Genomic DNA, 15,241 nt, shown 5'->3' with positions numbered 1-15,241 from the left:
CCCGGGAGGACCGCGCTGCAGGCCCCATCCTGGGGCCCAGCGCTTGACGGGCATCCATGCCCGTCACCTCCCTCCGCAAGACCTCCGCTCGGCCTCCTGACGTCGCAATTGGCGGTGACTGAACTACCGCGCACTTAGAAGCAAAAGCAAAAGCAAAAGCAAAAGCAAAAGCAGGCAAGCCGCGCTGCGCGACGCAGTGGCGGCAGGTGGCTATTGGTCTGCGTCACGCTATGCGCGACAATAGCGATCATTTGCGGAGCCCCCCATGACTGAATTCACCCCTGACGCGATCCTCGATGCCACCGGCCTGAACTGCCCGGAGCCCGTCATGATGCTGCACCAGCACGTGCGCAACCTGGCCGCCGGTGGCCTGCTCAAGGTCATCGCCACCGACCCCTCGACCCGACGCGACATTCCCAAGTTCTGCAACTTCCTCGGCCACGAACTGCTGCAGCAGCAGGAAGAGGCAGGCACCTTCCTTTACTGGATTCGCAAGAAAGCCGACTGAGCCGCGCTGGAACACGCCCGTCGTAGCGCCTACACTGCGTTCCCCTGACAGGAGAGCGCCATGCTGATAGTTGCCGACGAGAATATCCCGCTGCTCGATGCCTTCTTCGAAGGCTTCGGCGAGATCCGCCGATACCCCGGCAGAAGCCTCGACGCCGCCAGTGTCAAAGAGGCCGATGTGCTGCTGGTGCGTTCGGTGACCAAGGTCGATCGGCAACTGCTCGAAGGCAGCAAGGTACGCTTCGTCGGCACCTGCACCATCGGCACCGATCACCTCGACCTGAACTATTTCGCCGAAGCCGGCATTCACTGGAGCAGCGCCCCAGGCTGCAATGCCCGCGGCGTGGTCGACTACGTACTGGGTAGCCTTTTGACCCTGGCCGAACTGGATGGCGTAGCGTTGCCACAGCGCACCTATGGTGTGGTCGGGGCAGGTGAAGTCGGTGGCCGGCTGGTGCGCGTGTTGCACGGCCTGGGCTGGAAGGTGCTGGTCTGCGACCCGCTGCGCCAGGCCCGCGAAGGCGGCGATTTCGTCAGCCTCGAAACGATCCTGGAACAGTGCGACGTGATCAGCCTGCACACGCCACTGCAGCGAGACGGTGAGCACCCGACCTGGCACCTGCTGGGCGCCGCGCAACTGGCAGACCTGCGACCGGGTGCCTGGCTGATCAACGCCAGCCGTGGGCCGGTAGTGGACAACGCAGCCCTGCGTGAGCTGCTGCTGGACCGCGAAGACGTGCACGCCGTGCTCGATGTCTGGGAAGGCGAACCGCAGGTCGATCTGCAACTGGCCGACCTGTGCACCTTGGCCACGCCGCATATCGCAGGTTACAGCCTGGATGGCCGCCAGCGTGGCACGGCGCAGATCTATCAGGCGCTGTGCCGCTTCCTCGACCAGCCTGAGCGGGTGCAACTGGTCGACCTGCTGCCCAAGCCGCCGCTGGCGCAGATCGAGCTGGATGGCGAGGCTGACCTGGGATGGGCGCTGGCGACCCTGTGCCGAGCGGTGTACGACCCCCGTCGCGACGATGCCGATTTCCGCCGTAGCCTGAGTGAGGATGCCGCCGAGCAACGGGCGGCGTTCGACCAGCTGCGCAAGCATTATCCGCCACGGCGCGAAATCGAAGGGCTGGCGGTGCGGGTACGCGGCGAGGCACCGCAGTTGGTGCAGATGGTCAGTGCCTTGGGTGCGGTAATGGTCTGACCGACTTGGGCATGCCGTACCGGCCTCATCGCCGGCAAGCCGGCTCCCACAGGTAAACCACTGCTCTCAATGCCTGTGCTGAACCTGTGGGAGCCGGCTTGCCGGCGATGAGGCCGGTACAGGCAACCGCGAACGGGCAATAAAAAACCCGGCGCAAGCGCCGGGTTGCAAAGAATTCGCGGCTCAGCCCTTGCGACTTTTCTCGTCGCGGCTCTCCTCCAGCTTCTTGCATGCGTGTTGAATCATCTGCTCGGTAATCGGAACCTCACGGCCCTGGGCGTCGATGATCGAACCGCAGGCCTTGGGTTGCGGGGTGCTCTGGCTTTTCGGGGTATCGCTGCCATGCTGCAAACTCATTCGCTGTCTCCTCATCAGGTCCAATATCAAAGTAAACCTGTGCCGTGACCGGCCTGTGACAAGGGCTCTTGGGTGTCGCGGACATCCCACAGTCCAACAGAAAGCGCAAAAAACCTCCAGAGGCCCGTTAGAACGTTGGGCTATAGCCGCAGGCGCAGTGGTTGAGTGGTAGTCTGCTTTTTCACCCCGCTGCTCTGGTCGCTGTCATGCCCGAACCGGTCTCCACCCGCCAACGCCGCGCTTTGCGCCTGGCCTGGCAATTCATTCGACCTTACCGTCGTCAGGCCCTGCTGGCATTGCTGGCACTGGTCGTGACTGCAGCCATCACCCTGTCCATGGGCCAGGGGATCCGCCTGCTGGTCGACCAGGGCTTCATGACCCGCTCGGCGCACCAGCTGAACCAGACCATCGGCCTGTTCCTGGTGCTGGTGCTGGCACTGGCGATTGGCACCTTCAGCCGCTTCTACCTGGTTTCATGGATCGGCGAACGCTGCGTAGCCGATATTCGCCGGGCCGTGTTCGATCATCTGGTCGGGCTGCACCCCGGCTTTTTCGAAGACAACCGCAGCTCCGAGATCCAGTCGCGGCTGACCACCGACACCACCTTGCTGCAGTCGGTGATCGGCTCGTCGCTGTCGATGTTCCTGCGCAACGTGTTGATGGTGATCGGCGGCGTGGTGCTGTTGTTCATCACCAACGTCAAGCTCACCAGCATCGTGGTGCTGGCCCTGCCGCTGGTGCTGGCGCCGATCCTGCTGTTCGGCCGAAGCGTGCGCCGCCTGTCGCGCCAGAGCCAGGACCGGGTGGCGGACGTGGGCAGCTACGTGGCCGAAACCCTGGGGCAGATCAAGACCGTACAGGCCTACAACCACCAGGCGCGCGACCGTGCGCTCTTCGCCGACACGGTCGAGGCGGCCTTCGCCGTGGCCAGGCGACGGATCGCCCAGCGTGCCTGGCTGATTACCCTGGTCATCGTGCTGGTGCTAGGCGCGGTGGGGGTGATGCTGTGGGTCGGTGGCATGGACGTGATCGCCGGGCGCATTTCTGCGGGCGACCTGGCGGCGTTCGTGTTCTACAGCCTGATCGTCGGCAGCGCCTGCGGCACCCTTAGCGAAGTGATCGGGGAGTTGCAGCGCGCCGCCGGCGCCGCCGAGCGCATTGCCGAGTTGCTGGCGGCGCGCAGCGCGATCCTGGCACCCGAGGTGGCGGTCGCCTTGGAGCGCCAGCGCGGTGGCGGGCGCATCGCGTTGCAACAGGTGGCGTTTGCCTACCCCTCGCGGCCCTCGGTCGCCGCCATCGACAACCTGAGCCTGGTCATCGAACCCGGTCAGACGCTGGCCCTGGTCGGGCCTTCGGGGGCCGGCAAGTCGACGTTGTTCGACCTGTTGCTGCGCTTCTATGACCCGCAGCAAGGGCGCATTCTTCTCGATGGCGTGCCAATCACCGCGATGGAGCCCAGTGAGCTGCGACGCCAATTCGCCTTGGTGGCACAAACCCCCGCCCTGTTTCGCGGCACCGTCGAAGCCAATATCCGTTATGGCCGGCCTGAGGCATCCATGGCCGAAGTCGAGTCTGCGGCGCAGGGCGCCCATGCCGACGAATTCATCCGCCAGTTGCCGCAGGGCTACCAGACGCTCTTGGGCGAGGGCGGAGTCGGTTTGTCGGGCGGCCAGCGGCAACGCCTGGCGATTGCCCGTGCGCTGCTGGTGGATGCGCCCATCCTGCTACTCGACGAAGCCACCAGCGCCCTCGACGCGCAGAGCGAGTACCTGATCCAGCAGGCGCTGCCCAGCTTGATGGCTGGCCGCACCACGCTGGTCATCGCCCACCGCCTGGCCACGGTGCAGCATGCCGACCGCATCGCCGTCATCGACAAGGGCCGGGTGGTGGCGGTGGGGAGTCATCGCCAACTCATCGAGGAAAGTCCGTTGTATGCCCGCCTGGCTGCGCTGCAGTTCGCCCGCGGCTGAGTCATCGTCAACCTGTAACATTTCTGTAGCAAATGCCTGAGAGTATTGCTCCAACTGTTGCGTAAGTGCTCGACCTGGCTGCTATCGATCGATGGCAGCTTTTTTTTGGCCTACGAAAACGTTTCCCCACTTTCCTGTACCAGAGATCTGCGATGTTGCGTACTTCCCTCAGAGTGCAAATTCTCACCTTGCTGGGTGCCAGCCTGGCGGCGATGCTGCTGATAGCCTTGGTGTGTTTCCAGTTCCTGTCCTCCAGCGTTCGCGGATACGCCGAGCTGGTCGATGGGCCGCTGCGGGCTTCGCAAACCCTCGACGAAGCCAACCTGCAGTTCAAGATCCAGGTACAGGAATGGAAGAACGTGCTGTTGCGCGGGCGCCAGCCGGCCGAGCGCGACAAGTACTGGCAGCAATTTCAGGCGCGCGAGCAGCAGGTTCAGCAATTGCTTGGGCAATTGATCGACACCAGCGATGTGTCTTTGAAGGCACCGTTGCAGCAGCTGCGCGACAGCCACCGGCAACTGGGCGTGGCCTATGAGCAGGGCCGCCAGGCGTTCATGGCCGCCGGTGGCGACCCGCTGGTAGGCGACCAGGCTGTCAAAGGCGTCGACCGTGCCGCCAGCGAACAGATGAGCGCGCTGGTCGAGCAACTTCGCGCCGATGCCCGCACGCGCGCCGCCAGCATCAGCGCCAGCGCGGAGCGCACGGTATGGCTGGGGATGCTGGTGATGCTTGGCTCGGCGTTGCTGGTGGGGCTGTTCAGCGTGTGGCGGGTCAACCGCAGCCTGATCGAGCCGATCCGCCAATTGATCGAGTATGTGGCGCAACTGAGCCAGGGGCGCTTTGCCGCGCGTGTCGACAGCCGTCGCGAGGACGAGCTGGGCCGGCTGGCGCGTGCAGCCAATACCTTGCGTGATTTTCTCGCCGACACCGTGGGCAGGCTCAAGGACAACGCCCAGGAACTGGAAGGCGCCAGCGGCCAGTTGCGCAACATCGCCGGGGACATGTCCCGTGGCACTCACGACCAGTTCCAGCGTACCGACCAGGTGGCCACGGCCATGCACGAAATGTCCGCCACCGCCCAGGAAGTGGCCCGCCACGCGGCCGAAGCTGCGCGTGCAGCCGATGATGCCGACCACAGTGCCCAGGCAGGCGAGCAGGTCATGCAGCTGACCATCGACATCATCGGCGTGGTCAACCGTGAGATCGCCGGAACCGCGGCGGTGATCCGTGACCTGGAGAGTGACAGCTCGCGCATCGGCAAGGTGCTGGAAGTGATCCGCGGCATTGCCGAACAGACCAACCTGCTGGCGCTCAACGCCGCCATCGAGGCGGCCCGTGCCGGCGAGGCCGGGCGTGGTTTTGCGGTGGTGGCCGACGAAGTCCGCAGTCTGGCCCAGCGCACGGCAGCCTCGATCGCCGAAATCCATCAGATCATCGAAGCGGTGCAGTCAGGCGCGCTGGAGGCGGTCAAGGCCATCGAAAGCGGGCAGCAGCGCAGTGAGGAGGGCGCCGAGCAGGTGCAGCAGGCCGGGCACATGCTGCAGCGCATTACCACCGCGGTCGAGGCGATCCGCGACATGAACCGGCAGATCGCCACCGCTGCCGAGGAGCAGACCAGCGTAGCCGAGGACATCTCGCGCAACCTGATCGAAATCACCCGCATCGCCACCGCCAACCAGGAGGCTGTGCAGCATACCGAGCAGGCGGGCCAGCGCTTGCATGGGTTGTCGGGGCAGTTGGGCGAGGTGACGTCGCGGCTTACCGCTTGAAGGTACGCTGTGCGCTTCGCGAGGTTGCCCGCGACGCGCACGGCGATTTTCTCAGGCACAACAAAAAGCCCGCGCAAGGCGGGCTTTTTGAGCAGGATTTGGTCGGAGAGACAGGATTCGAACCTGCGGCCTTCTCGTCCCGAACGAGACGCGCTACCTGGCTGCGCTACACTCCGATGAACGAAATCCTACTGCATCGCTTTTTCGAGCGCAAGCCCTTGTTGTTAAAAGGGCTTATGTCCAAAACAGCGGCTGAATCAGAGCTCTTTGACGGTGCGAACCTGGTCTTTGTTCAGGCGCGTGCGCTTGCCGTCGAGCTGCTCGAACTCGTAAAAACCGGAGTCCTCGTCATAGGAAGGGGTATCGGTTGCCTGGATCTCGCGGCCGTCGTTCAGGGTGATCACGCTCGGCGAGGAGCAGCCGGCGAGGGCGCCAATGCCGAGGGCGAGCAGGAAGGCGGGAAGAGTCCGTTGAATCATCGTGTTTCTCCAGTGCAAGGGTGCTAGATGATTTTATGACGCGGTGCGTCTGCGCAAGTTCCTTAGCAGTTCAGCATAGCCCTGTTAGTGGGTTATTGACCTGGATCTGCAGGGCTGGCCCGAGGCCTGCTGTGATATAAATGCGGGCATCCTCTTCCCCTGCGACGGACACTCATGAAAGCCAAGGCAGATACCCCCTTCGTGGCGCTGAACATCGCCGTGCTGACGGTCAGCGATACCCGTACCTTCGAAACCGATACGTCCGGTCAACTGTTCGTCGATCGCCTGACCGCCGCGGGCCACCAATTGGCAGCCCGTATGCTGCTCAAGGACGACCTGTACAAGATCCGCGCCCAGGTCGCCACCTGGATTGCCGACGAAAGCGTGCAGGTGGTGCTGATTACCGGGGGCACCGGCTTTACCGGTCGCGACAGTACGCCGGAAGCTGTTGCCTGCCTGCTGGACAAGCAGGTCGAAGGCTTCGGCGAACTGTTCCGGCAGATTTCCGTGGCCGACATCGGCACCTCCACCGTCCAGTCGCGCGCCTTGGCCGGCCTCGCCAACGGCACCCTGGTGTGCTGCCTGCCGGGCTCGACCAATGCCGTGCGCACCGGCTGGGACGGCATCCTCGCTGAACAGCTCGATGCCCGTCATCGTCCGTGCAATTTCGTGCCTCACCTGAAGCAGGTTGCGGCCTGTGAAAGCCGTGGCTGAGGCGCCACACGCCCGGCCGCTGATGCCGGTGGAAGAAGCCCTCGAACGCCTGCTGGCGCTGGCGGAAGCGGCACCGATCAAGGACATCGAGCAGGTCTCGCTGGCCGAAGCCGAGGGTCGAGTGCTGGCGACCGACCTGGTCGCCTCGCTCGACCTGCCGCCGTGGCCGAACAGCGCCATGGACGGCTACGCGCTGCGCATGGCCGATCACCTGGGTGAACCTTTGCCGGTCAGTCAAAAGATCTTCGCCGGCCACGCCCCAGAACCGTTGCTGCCAGGCACCTGCGCGCGGATCTTTACCGGCGCGCCGCTGCCAGCCGGTGCCGACTGCGTCGAGATGCAGGAAAACACCGAAGTGCTGGACGACGGTCGAGTGCGCTTCCTCGAACCCTTGCAGATCGACCAGAACGTTCGCCCCCAAGGCCAGGAAACCCGCAAAGGCGAGCAGGTGATGGTCGCCGGCACTCGCCTGGGGCCGATCGAACTGGGCCTGGCGGCAACCTTGGGGCACGCCCATCTGCAGGTCGTGCGCCGGGTGCGCGTAGCTGTGCTATCCACCGGCGACGAGTTGGTCGAGCCGGGCCTGCCGTTGGGGCCGGGGCAGATTTACAACAGCAACCGGCGCCTGCTGGTCAGCTGGTTGCAACGCCTGGGCTGCGAAGTGCGCGACATGGGTATTCTCCCCGATGACCTGGCGCACACCCGCCAGTGCCTGGGCGGGCTGAGCGATGTCGACCTGATCCTGTCCACCGGCGGTGTTTCTGTGGGCGAAGCTGATTACCTTGGGGCAGCGCTGCGCGAGGCGGGCGAACTGGCCCTGTGGAAGCTGGCGATCAAGCCGGGCAAGCCGCTGACCTTCGGCCATTATCAAGGCGTTCCGGTGATCGGCCTGCCGGGTAACCCGGCGTCGACACTGGTCACCTTTGGCCTGCTCACTCGCCCCTACCTGCTGCGCCGCCAGGGTGTGGCAGCGGTCACGCCGCTGCAGTTCGACGTGCCGGCCGGATTCGACTGGCCCAAGGCCGGTACCCGGCGCGAGTACCTGCGCGCCCGTCTCGAAAACGGTCAGGTGCGTATCTACAAGAACCAGAGTTCCGGTGTGCTGCGCAGTGCCGCCTGGGCTGAAGGCTTGGTCGAGGTGCGTGAAGGCAGCACGCCGAAGGTGGGCGACAGCGTGCCGTTCATTCCGTTGAGTGAACTACTCGGTTGAACGGCCTATCCAGCTGGCACTGCGCTGCGAGACATCGGCCGGTGCCGACTGCATCAGGCGCATGTGCACGGTCTCCAGTTGCTGCGCCGCGATGCTCCAGTCGTGGCGTTGGCGGGCAAACTGGCGGCCGGCCTCGCTCATCTGGCACATCCGCCAGGGCTGGTTGAGCAACTGGGTGATCGACAGCGCTAACTGGTCTCCGTCGTCGCTGCCCAGGTAGTGCTCGCCGTTGTTCAGCGCAAGGCCTGAAACCCCCTTGGCGGTGGTGATTACCGGCAGTCCGGCAGCCATGGCTTCAAGGATTTTTACCTTGGAGCCACCCGCGTAGCGCAACGGCGCGAAAAATAGCGCCGAACGCCGTTGCAGTTCGCGCAGGTCGGGGCGATAGCCTATCCATTCGATACGCGGGTCGTTCCAGTGTCGCTTCCAGCTGGCGGGCAGGGCGTGTCCAGCAATCGCAAGGCGCACCGCCGGATTGCTCATCCATACCTGGGGGAGAATGTCCTCCAGTGCCCATTCGATGGCTTCGAGGTTGGCACCGTACTCGAAGTTTCCGACGAACAGCAGGCGCTGGCTGTGCAGGGCCGGGCGCACGTCCTGGTAGTAATCGCAATCCACGCCATTGACCACCACGTTCACCGGCCGCCCGCTGATCTGGCTGATCAGTTCGGCGTCGTGCGCGCACACCGCTACCACTTCGCTGGGTTGGCGCAGTACGCGCTGTTCCCAGCGCCGATAGCGCCAGCGGTCGAAAGCATTGAGTGGCCGCAGCCACAATGGCAGGCGATCGTGGCAGGCTGCGCCCATCACCGATTCCAGGGTGTGCTCGCTGAGCAAGTAGGGCAGGCCGCGGGCTTGCAGGGCTTTTTCGAAAGGTTGGAAGCTGTAGCTGTGCTCGATCTGGATCACGTCCCAGGGCTCGTCCAGCAACTGCTCGAAGCGATGCCGCAGGCGCGGCGCAAGGCCATTGATGATCGCGCGCATCGGGTAGTCGATGATCGGCGAGGCCAGCAGGTTGAGCGGGCTGTGCAACGCGCGCCTGGGCAGTACGATCAGGCGTTCGACCAGCGGTTCAAGGGCTTCACGGGTAGCGTCGCTCAGGGGGATCTTCGACTGCACCAGCAAGGTGATCCGGTGGCCATGCTGCGCCAGCGCGCGCAGCAGGTGGTATTGCCGGGTCTTGCTGCCACTGGTGGTGGGCCAGGGCAGGTAGGGCAGTGTCCAGAGTATGCGCATAACCCGGAATCCTCGCTAAAAGCCGCGGACAAAAAAAGCGCCCTGTGCAATCGATGCTGCCGGGACGCGTCCGTAGCTATCAGTAAAGCCCACGATACCGTCTTCGCCCAGGTACTCGCTGCTTTGTACCTCGATCATCTCCAGGTCGATGGCGCCGGGGTTGGTCGGACGGTGAGTGCAGCGATGCAGCATTGTGCCCCTGCTTGTGGTCGAGATCTGGACTGACGGCTTCCCATGGAGAGGCACAATGCAAAAGCGCAAGGCGATGTTGATCCTGCATGGCAAGCAGGCGATGAACGAGGACGTACGTCAGGCAGTCGTGGCCATGCGCGAGCGCGGCTGGACGCTGGATGTGCGAGTGACCTGGGAAGGTGGGGACGCCCAGCGGCTGGTCGGCGAAGCGCTATCGGCCGGTTATGGCCATGTGGTTGCCGGGGGGGGCGATGGCACCTTGCGTGATGTGGCCGAAGCCATGGGCCAGGCGAAAACCGATGCCAGCCTGGCCCTGCTGCCGTTGGGAACCGCCAATGACTTCGCCAAGGCAGCCGGGGTTTCGTTGCAACCGGATGAAGCCCTGTCATTGCTCGAACTGCCGCCGAGGCCGATCGACCTGGGGCGGGTGGGCGATGAATGGTTCCTCAACATGGCCACGGGCGGCTTTGGTAGCCAAGTCACCGCCAATACCTCCGAGGACTTGAAGAAAATACTGGGCGCGGCGGCCTACCTGTTCACCGGCCTGTCGCGTTTCAGCGAGCTGCAGGCTGCATCGGTGGAACTGACGGGGCCGGATTTCCAGTGGCAAGGCGAACTGCTGGCGCTGGGGATCGGCAATGGCCGCCAGGCCGGTGGCGGGCAGGTACTGTGCCCGGAAGCTCGGGTGGATGATGGCCTGTTGGACATCGCCATACTGCCGGCACCGCAGGAAATGGTTGGGGCATTGCGTGAGTTGCTGGCGGGGGAGGGATTGTTCGTGCGTTCGCGTTTGCCCTGGGTCGAAATCAAGTGTTCCCAGGGCCTGGATATCAACCTCGATGGTGAACCGTTACAGGCTGACAGCTTGCGTTTCGAAGCCTGCCCCGCGGCATTGCGGTTGCATTTGCCGGTGGACTCGCCGCTGCTCAGTCGTCCAGGCTGATGATCTTCTCGCGCACGGCAAACAGCACCAACCCGGCGACATCGTAGATCTGCAGGCGTTTCATGATTTGCGAGCGGTGGGTTTCCACGGTCTTGATCGACAGGCCAAGACCGCTGGCGATTTCGCGCGTGGACTTGCCGCGTGCGATAAGGCGCAGGATTTCCAGCTGCCGTGCCGTCAGGTTGTGGCGGTCGGCATGGGCGTGCTTGCCGTGCTGCGCGCGCATCAGGGCCTGGTTGATCACGGTATGGGCGATGGCCGGGCTGAGGTAGCGCTCGCCGCTGCGCAGGGCGGTCAGCGCCTGCTCCAGTTCGGTGGCGGTGGCATCCTTGAGCAGGTAACCATGGGCGCCGCTTTCCAGCGCCCTCATGATCAGCTCCGGGTCGGTGTGCATGGACAGGATCAGCACCCTGCAGGCGTGGCCGTTGGCGCGCAGCAAGGTGAGGGCATCCAGGCCGCTGGTCGAGCGCATGGAAATGTCCAGCAGCACGATGTCGGGTGCCAGCTGCTGAGCCTGCTCAAGCAGTTGGTCGCCGTCATCGGCCTCGCCGACCACGGTGTAGCCCGGGATATCGGACACCAGGGCGCGCACCCCGGCGCGGATGAGCGAGTGGTCATCCACCAGCAGCAGTCTACAGGTCATGGCGAAATCGGGGTCCTGGCGCGTTCATGGGTGCGGGGTTGCCACGGAAACAAGACATCGATCCGCGTGCCAAGGCCGAGCTGGCTGGTAATATCCAGGCTGCCCTTAAGCGCGGTGGCGCGTTCCTGCATGCCCGCCATGCCGCGTTGGCCCGCCTCGGCAGGGTTGATTGCAGGGATGAACCCGAGGCCATCGTCCTGGATAGACAAGGCCAGCCCATCGGGCTTGCGCTGCAGGCGGATGGTCAGGTTGCGTGCCTGGGCATGGCGCAGCATGTTGGTGACGGCTTCCTGGGTGATGCGAAAAGCGGCCATGGCCACTTCCTCGGAAATCCCGCCCAGACGCTGCTGGCACTCCAGGCTCCAGTGCACATCACTGCTTTCCAGGGTGCGCACCAGGTGTGCGCGCAGGCTGGCTTCCAGACCAAGGCTGGCCAGTTGCCGTGGATTGAGGATGGCGGACACGTCGCGCACCTTGCTCAACGAGTCTTCCAGGGTGCTGCGCAAGGTCCCGCAGTGCGCCTGCAATTCAGCCGGCAATCGCCGTTGCAACCAGTCCAGCTGCAGCTTGGCGGCAGTGAGCAACTGGCCAATGTCGTCATGCAATTCACGGCTCAGGTGCTGGCGTTCGCCCTCCTGCACCTTGAGCATGCGATCGGCCAATTCCGCCGGGCGCATGCTGATCGACCTGGCGCCGTGGCTCAAGTGCCAGCAGACGCCGAGGGTCGCGACCAGTTGCAACAGCAGCAGGCCGGCCGGAAGGGCCTGCGTGACCACCAGCGACAGATTGGCGACCAGCGACACCACGCACAGCGATGCTGTCGCCCAGCGCAGCAAAGTGGCGCGGGAACAGCGACGCAGAGGAATCTTCAAGCGTGGGGACATAGATAGGGAAGCCACTGAAGTCTTGCTGATGGAGGCCGTGCGCATGGTTTACCAGAGGCGTTGGCGTCGAGCTTTCAATAATTGGCGAGTGCGCGTTGAAAGCAATTCATATACGGCTGGCCGGTGTTTGTTGGTGCGCATGGTATCACTTCGGACTGCGTTGGTCGCGGCCGGGTAATGCTTTGAAACCTCGGGATTTACGGGCTGATCGCGGCGTCTTCCCTACGCCGCAAGATGGCAAAGTGACACCACTGATTCAACCCTTCGACTTACCCACTGCAACTTTGTGAGCGGTTGGCTGCAGGCGTTTGGCTAAAGGCCTTGGCACTAGGCAAGTTTGACCTGATACAGCATCGCCAGTGTTGCTTAGTTGCCCCGTGCCGCACTTGCCAGTGCATTGGCGCGGTTGGCTACAGGTGTGTGCGGGTGAATACAGCTGCTGCCGGTTTCATGGCAGGGCGCACACGTTTGCGGCAACGGCTGATGCAGCGCGTTCGCAAGGTCAGTCAGCAGCGCTATTTGCTCGCTGGTGTCGAGGGCAAGCCGGCCGGTGCGCACATCCACCAGCTCCAGCTGCCAGGCCAGCAATGTCAGGCACGCTTCCAGCGGCGGTAGCGCTTCGCTGTGCAGGTGCAGTTGCCGACAGGCCGGCGCGAGCAGCTGCTGCAGGGCGTCGGCGTAGTGCGCGACCTCGCGCAGGTTGAGGCCGCTGGCGCGTCGGGCGAGCGTGTCGAGGGTATTGTTCAGACAATGACAGGCGTCGGGGTCGTTGGTGATCAGTTCCAGGTGTTGCAGGCATTCCTGGGACTGGGTCAGCAAGACCTGCGCATCCAGCAGAAATTCCTGCAGGGCGCTGTTGTTGAAGACGGTGCTGTCCATCATGACACTCCTGCGCGCAAGGCAAGAGCAGGGGATGGCCACGTCAAGTCGATCGCTCGCAAAAGCCTGACTCCATTCATGCAGTGAGAATGGCGTCACATTAATGGCTAAAGGATATCGCGAACATCAGGTTGCACCCGATTGCCACTAGGGGTTTCCCTGATGGCTATCTAGGGTGCGACTGCCGTGAGCAGGAATGGATCCAAGGTGGCGATTATCGCAGTAAAGCATGATGGTAATATGATATCAATTGCTCCCGCGGCATTTTCCCAACAGGGTCAAGCTGAGCCTGAAGCCGCCGATACAGGGAAGATCAATTGACCATTTCCCACTCAAGCCCGGGGGTTTTCCAATGGCTGGCATTCTCGACACGGTAGACCAACGCACGCAACTGGTGGGTGAGAACCGCCTGGAAATTCTCATGTTTCGCCTGGCCGGCCGCCAGCTGTTCGCGATCAACGTCTTCAAGGTGCAAGAGGTGCTGCAACTGCCCAAACTGACCTTGATGCCCCAGCGTCATGCGTTCGTCTGCGGTGTGGTCAACCTGCGTGGGCAGACCTTGCCCGTCATCGACTTGTCCCAGGCGATCGGCATGCGCCCGCTGCAGCCGGGGCCGAACAGCACCATCATCGTGACCGAATACAACCGTTCAGTGCAGGCGTTTCTGGTCGGTGGCGTCGATCGCATCGTCAACATGAACTGGGAAGCCATCCTGCCGCCGCCTTCCAGTGCTGGCCGCCAGCACTACCTGACGGCCATCACCAAGGTGGATGAGCAGCTGGTGGAAGTGATCGATGTGGAGAAAGTGTTGGCCGAAATCGTGCCGTACAACGCCAGGGTTTCCGGCGACAAGCTCGCCGATCCGGTGCTGGCCCGCGCCCGTGGGCGTGAGGTGCTACTGGTGGACGATTCCAGCGTGGCCCTGGCGCAACTGCGTGACACCCTCTCGCAACTGGGAATGAAACTGCATGTGGCCAGCGATGGCCTGAAGGCCTTGCGCATGCTCAAAGGCTGGGCCGACGCCGGCGAGGATGTGTGTGAAAAACTGCTGATGGTGTTCACCGATGCCGAAATGCCGGAGATGGACGGCTACCGGCTGACCACCGAGATCCGCAGCGATGCGCGCCTGCGCAAGTTGCACGTGGTGCTTCATACCTCGTTGTCAGGCAGCTTCAACGAGTCGATGGTGAAAAAGGTAGGCTGCGACAATTTCCTCTCCAAGTTTCAGCCTGACCGCCTGGTTGATGTGGTCAAGCAACGCCTGCTGCTCGATGTTGCCACTGCGTGATCCTGGAGCCTGCCAGGTATAAGCTTGGCTTTTGGCATGGCACGAGGCAGGCAAGGATGTTTCTGAGTGAGTTGTATCGATACCCGGTGAAGTCGGGGCAGGCCCAGCGCCTGCAGGGTTCACCGGTAGACCTTCTGGGGTTGCAAGGCGATCGGCGCTGGATGGTGGTGGAGGAAGAGAACGGACGTTTCCTTACCCAGCGCGCCTGGCCGCAACTCAGTCAGCTCAAGGCCAGCGAGGGCGAGTCTGGCGCGCTGTTGCTGGAAGCGCCGGGGCAGGCGCCGTTGCAAGTGGCGGTGCCCGCCGCCGATGACAGCTTGCGGGGGGTGACCCTCTGGCGCGACACGTTGCGTGTGCCCGATGCGGGTGACGAGGCGGCGGCCTGGTTGTCGCAGCTGCTAGGCAAACCCCTGCGCCTGGTCTATTGCCCGCAGCAACGAGCGCGCTACCTGCCCAACGGTTATGGTCTGAACAGTGATCGCGCGGCGTTTCCCGATGGCTTCCCATTGCTGCTCATAGGGCAGGGTTCGTTGGACGAGTTGAACCGGCGAATAGGCCGGCCAATGGAAATGCTGCGTTTCCGACCGAACCTGGTGGTGCAGGGGGCCGAGCCATTCGCCGAAGATGGCTGGAAGCGGATTCGTATTGGCGAGCTGGAGTTTCGGATGCTCAAACCCAGTGTGCGGTGCATCTTCACCACACTGGATCCTGCGACCGGGGAGCGCAGCCCGGACCGTGAGCCGCTGACTACCCTGAAAACCTTCCGGGAGAAGGAGGGAGATATCCTGTTCGGGCAGAACCTGGCGGTGGACGGCAGCGGTAGGCTGGAAGTGGGGATGGCGGTCGAAATCCTGGAGTAATGCTTGGCCTCATCGCCGGCAAGCCGGCTCCCACAGGTATTGCACTGCCCTTGAGGCCTGTGCTGTACCTGTGGGAGCCGGCTTGCCGGCGATGAGGCCGGTCGAA

General features: G+C 63.5%; 15 protein-coding genes, 1 tRNA gene and 2 pseudogenes. 10 read left to right on the top strand and 8 right to left on the bottom strand.

Translation table 11 applies throughout. From position 1 onward, the window contains the following. Window positions 1-265 precede the first annotated feature (265 nt). Together tusA and pdxB are read left to right on the top strand one after the other, a co-directional pair. Window positions 266-508 (top strand): sulfurtransferase TusA, encoded by a 243-nt coding sequence (gene tusA / locus ACIPZB_RS26965; protein WP_008090850.1) that lies wholly within the window; start codon window positions 266-268, stop codon window positions 506-508. Between the two features lie 60 nt (window positions 509-568). Next, on the top strand, window positions 569-1,711 hold the full coding sequence (gene pdxB, locus ACIPZB_RS26960) for a 4-phosphoerythronate dehydrogenase PdxB (protein WP_400643456.1): 1,143 nt from the start codon (window positions 569-571) through the stop codon (window positions 1,709-1,711). Between the two features lie 183 nt (window positions 1,712-1,894). On the opposite strand, the gene ACIPZB_RS26955 is transcribed toward pdxB, so the two are convergent. Beyond that, window positions 1,895-2,068: a PA1571 family protein gene (locus ACIPZB_RS26955; protein WP_008090497.1), complete on the bottom strand. Its 174-nt coding sequence runs from the start codon at window positions 2,066-2,068 to the stop codon at window positions 1,895-1,897. A 206-nt stretch (window positions 2,069-2,274) separates the two neighbouring features. Here ACIPZB_RS26955 and ACIPZB_RS26950 point away from each other — a divergent pair, with 206 nt between their 5' ends. The 3 genes and pseudogenes from ACIPZB_RS26950 to ACIPZB_RS26940 all read left to right on the top strand — a co-directional run bounded on the left by ACIPZB_RS26950 (window position 2,275) and on the right by ACIPZB_RS26940 (window position 5,807). Further along, window positions 2,275-4,038 carry an ABC transporter transmembrane domain-containing protein gene (locus ACIPZB_RS26950; protein WP_400643455.1) on the top strand — a complete coding sequence of 588 codons (1,764 nt, stop codon included), beginning with the start codon at window positions 2,275-2,277 and terminating at the stop codon, window positions 4,036-4,038. A 152-nt stretch (window positions 4,039-4,190) separates the two neighbouring features. Then, window positions 4,191-4,874 (top strand): annotated as a pseudogene (locus tag ACIPZB_RS26945) (methyl-accepting chemotaxis protein); the annotation flags it as partial. 165 nt (window positions 4,875-5,039) lie between these two features. Then, window positions 5,040-5,807 (top strand): methyl-accepting chemotaxis protein, encoded by a 768-nt coding sequence (locus tag ACIPZB_RS26940; RefSeq protein ID WP_400643460.1) that lies wholly within the window; start codon window positions 5,040-5,042, stop codon window positions 5,805-5,807. A gap of 99 nt (window positions 5,808-5,906) precedes the next feature. On the opposite strand, the gene ACIPZB_RS26935 is transcribed toward ACIPZB_RS26940, so the two are convergent. Further along, a tRNA-Pro gene (locus tag ACIPZB_RS26935) sits at window positions 5,907-5,983 on the bottom strand. Between the two features lie 81 nt (window positions 5,984-6,064). Beyond that, on the bottom strand, window positions 6,065-6,286 hold the full coding sequence (locus ACIPZB_RS26930) for a YgdI/YgdR family lipoprotein (RefSeq protein ID WP_008090493.1): 222 nt from the start codon (window positions 6,284-6,286) through the stop codon (window positions 6,065-6,067). A gap of 174 nt (window positions 6,287-6,460) precedes the next feature. Here ACIPZB_RS26930 and moaB point away from each other — a divergent pair, with 174 nt between their 5' ends. After that, a complete protein-coding gene (moaB, locus tag ACIPZB_RS26925; protein ID WP_400643454.1) occupies window positions 6,461-7,000 on the top strand; it encodes a molybdenum cofactor biosynthesis protein B in 540 nt (179 codons plus the stop codon). A gap of 22 nt (window positions 7,001-7,022) precedes the next feature. Then, window positions 7,023-8,210, top strand: a complete 1,188-nt coding sequence (gene glp / locus ACIPZB_RS26920; protein WP_400643459.1) for a gephyrin-like molybdotransferase Glp — start codon at window positions 7,023-7,025, stop codon at window positions 8,208-8,210. Here glp and ACIPZB_RS26915 read toward each other — a convergent pair. Next, complete coding sequence (locus ACIPZB_RS26915) at window positions 8,199-9,446, bottom strand: glycosyltransferase family 4 protein (protein ID WP_400643453.1); 1,248 nt, start codon at window positions 9,444-9,446, stop codon at window positions 8,199-8,201. The genes glp and ACIPZB_RS26915 overlap by 12 nt on opposite strands. A gap of 15 nt (window positions 9,447-9,461) precedes the next feature. Further along, a pseudogene (locus ACIPZB_RS26910) lies at window positions 9,462-9,620 on the bottom strand (hypothetical protein); the annotation flags it as partial. A 73-nt stretch (window positions 9,621-9,693) separates the two neighbouring features. Between ACIPZB_RS26910 and yegS the strand changes: the two are divergent. Further along, window positions 9,694-10,581 (top strand): lipid kinase YegS, encoded by an 888-nt coding sequence (yegS, locus tag ACIPZB_RS26905; RefSeq protein WP_400643452.1) that lies wholly within the window; start codon window positions 9,694-9,696, stop codon window positions 10,579-10,581. On the opposite strand, the gene ACIPZB_RS26900 is transcribed toward yegS, so the two are convergent. The 3 genes from ACIPZB_RS26900 to ACIPZB_RS26890 all read right to left on the bottom strand — a co-directional run bounded on the left by ACIPZB_RS26900 (window position 10,565) and on the right by ACIPZB_RS26890 (window position 12,987). Continuing rightward, the gene (locus tag ACIPZB_RS26900) at window positions 10,565-11,224 is read right to left on the bottom strand and encodes a response regulator transcription factor (protein ID WP_008090487.1); all 660 of its coding nucleotides are present in this window, start codon (window positions 11,222-11,224) and stop codon (window positions 10,565-10,567) included. The two genes, yegS and ACIPZB_RS26900, sit on opposite strands and share 17 nt — an antisense overlap. Next, entirely contained in the window at window positions 11,221-12,108 is an 888-nt protein-coding gene (locus tag ACIPZB_RS26895) for a sensor histidine kinase (protein ID WP_400643451.1), read from the bottom strand. The genes ACIPZB_RS26900 and ACIPZB_RS26895 overlap by 4 nt, the downstream gene beginning before the upstream one ends. Window positions 12,109-12,474: 366 nt before the next feature. After that, entirely contained in the window at window positions 12,475-12,987 is a 513-nt protein-coding gene (locus tag ACIPZB_RS26890; RefSeq protein ID WP_400643450.1) for a histidine kinase, read from the bottom strand. Window positions 12,988-13,339: 352 nt separating this feature from the next. On the opposite strand from ACIPZB_RS26890, the gene ACIPZB_RS26885 reads away from it, so the two are divergent. After that, entirely contained in the window at window positions 13,340-14,275 is a 936-nt protein-coding gene (locus ACIPZB_RS26885) for a chemotaxis protein CheV (RefSeq protein WP_400643449.1), read from the top strand. 56 nt (window positions 14,276-14,331) lie between these two features. Then, on the top strand, window positions 14,332-15,135 hold the full coding sequence (locus tag ACIPZB_RS26880; protein WP_400643448.1) for an MOSC domain-containing protein: 804 nt from the start codon (window positions 14,332-14,334) through the stop codon (window positions 15,133-15,135). Window positions 15,136-15,241: the final 106 nt, after the last annotated feature.

The organism is Pseudomonas sp. NPDC089396, assembly GCF_044749545.1.
In the GTDB taxonomy this organism is placed as follows: domain Bacteria; phylum Pseudomonadota; class Gammaproteobacteria; order Pseudomonadales; family Pseudomonadaceae; genus Aquipseudomonas.
The sequence above is the reverse complement of the archived record's forward strand: the minus strand, read 5'-3'. Positions and strand labels throughout refer to the sequence as shown.

Coding starts and splice junctions, on each gene's coding strand:
- ACIPZB_RS26880 (WP_400643448.1), top strand. CDS start 14,332: ATGTTTCTGAGTGAGTTGTATCGATACCCGGTGAAGTCGGGGCAGGCC.
- yegS (WP_400643452.1), top strand. CDS start 9,694: ATGCAAAAGCGCAAGGCGATGTTGATCCTGCATGGCAAGCAGGCGATG.
- ACIPZB_RS26950 (WP_400643455.1), top strand. CDS start 2,275: ATGCCCGAACCGGTCTCCACCCGCCAACGCCGCGCTTTGCGCCTGGCC.
- ACIPZB_RS26890 (WP_400643450.1), bottom strand. CDS start 12,987: ATGGACAGCACCGTCTTCAACAACAGCGCCCTGCAGGAATTTCTGCTG.
- moaB (WP_400643454.1), top strand. CDS start 6,461: ATGAAAGCCAAGGCAGATACCCCCTTCGTGGCGCTGAACATCGCCGTG.
- ACIPZB_RS26940 (WP_400643460.1), top strand. CDS start 5,040: ATGTCCCGTGGCACTCACGACCAGTTCCAGCGTACCGACCAGGTGGCC.
- ACIPZB_RS26900 (WP_008090487.1), bottom strand. CDS start 11,224: ATGACCTGTAGACTGCTGCTGGTGGATGACCACTCGCTCATCCGCGCC.
- pdxB (WP_400643456.1), top strand. CDS start 569: ATGCTGATAGTTGCCGACGAGAATATCCCGCTGCTCGATGCCTTCTTC.
- ACIPZB_RS26885 (WP_400643449.1), top strand. CDS start 13,340: ATGGCTGGCATTCTCGACACGGTAGACCAACGCACGCAACTGGTGGGT.
- tusA (WP_008090850.1), top strand. CDS start 266: ATGACTGAATTCACCCCTGACGCGATCCTCGATGCCACCGGCCTGAAC.
- ACIPZB_RS26930 (WP_008090493.1), bottom strand. CDS start 6,286: ATGATTCAACGGACTCTTCCCGCCTTCCTGCTCGCCCTCGGCATTGGC.
- glp (WP_400643459.1), top strand. CDS start 7,023: ATGCCGGTGGAAGAAGCCCTCGAACGCCTGCTGGCGCTGGCGGAAGCG.
- ACIPZB_RS26955 (WP_008090497.1), bottom strand. CDS start 2,068: ATGAGTTTGCAGCATGGCAGCGATACCCCGAAAAGCCAGAGCACCCCG.
- ACIPZB_RS26895 (WP_400643451.1), bottom strand. CDS start 12,108: ATGTCCCCACGCTTGAAGATTCCTCTGCGTCGCTGTTCCCGCGCCACT.
- ACIPZB_RS26915 (WP_400643453.1), bottom strand. CDS start 9,446: ATGCGCATACTCTGGACACTGCCCTACCTGCCCTGGCCCACCACCAGT.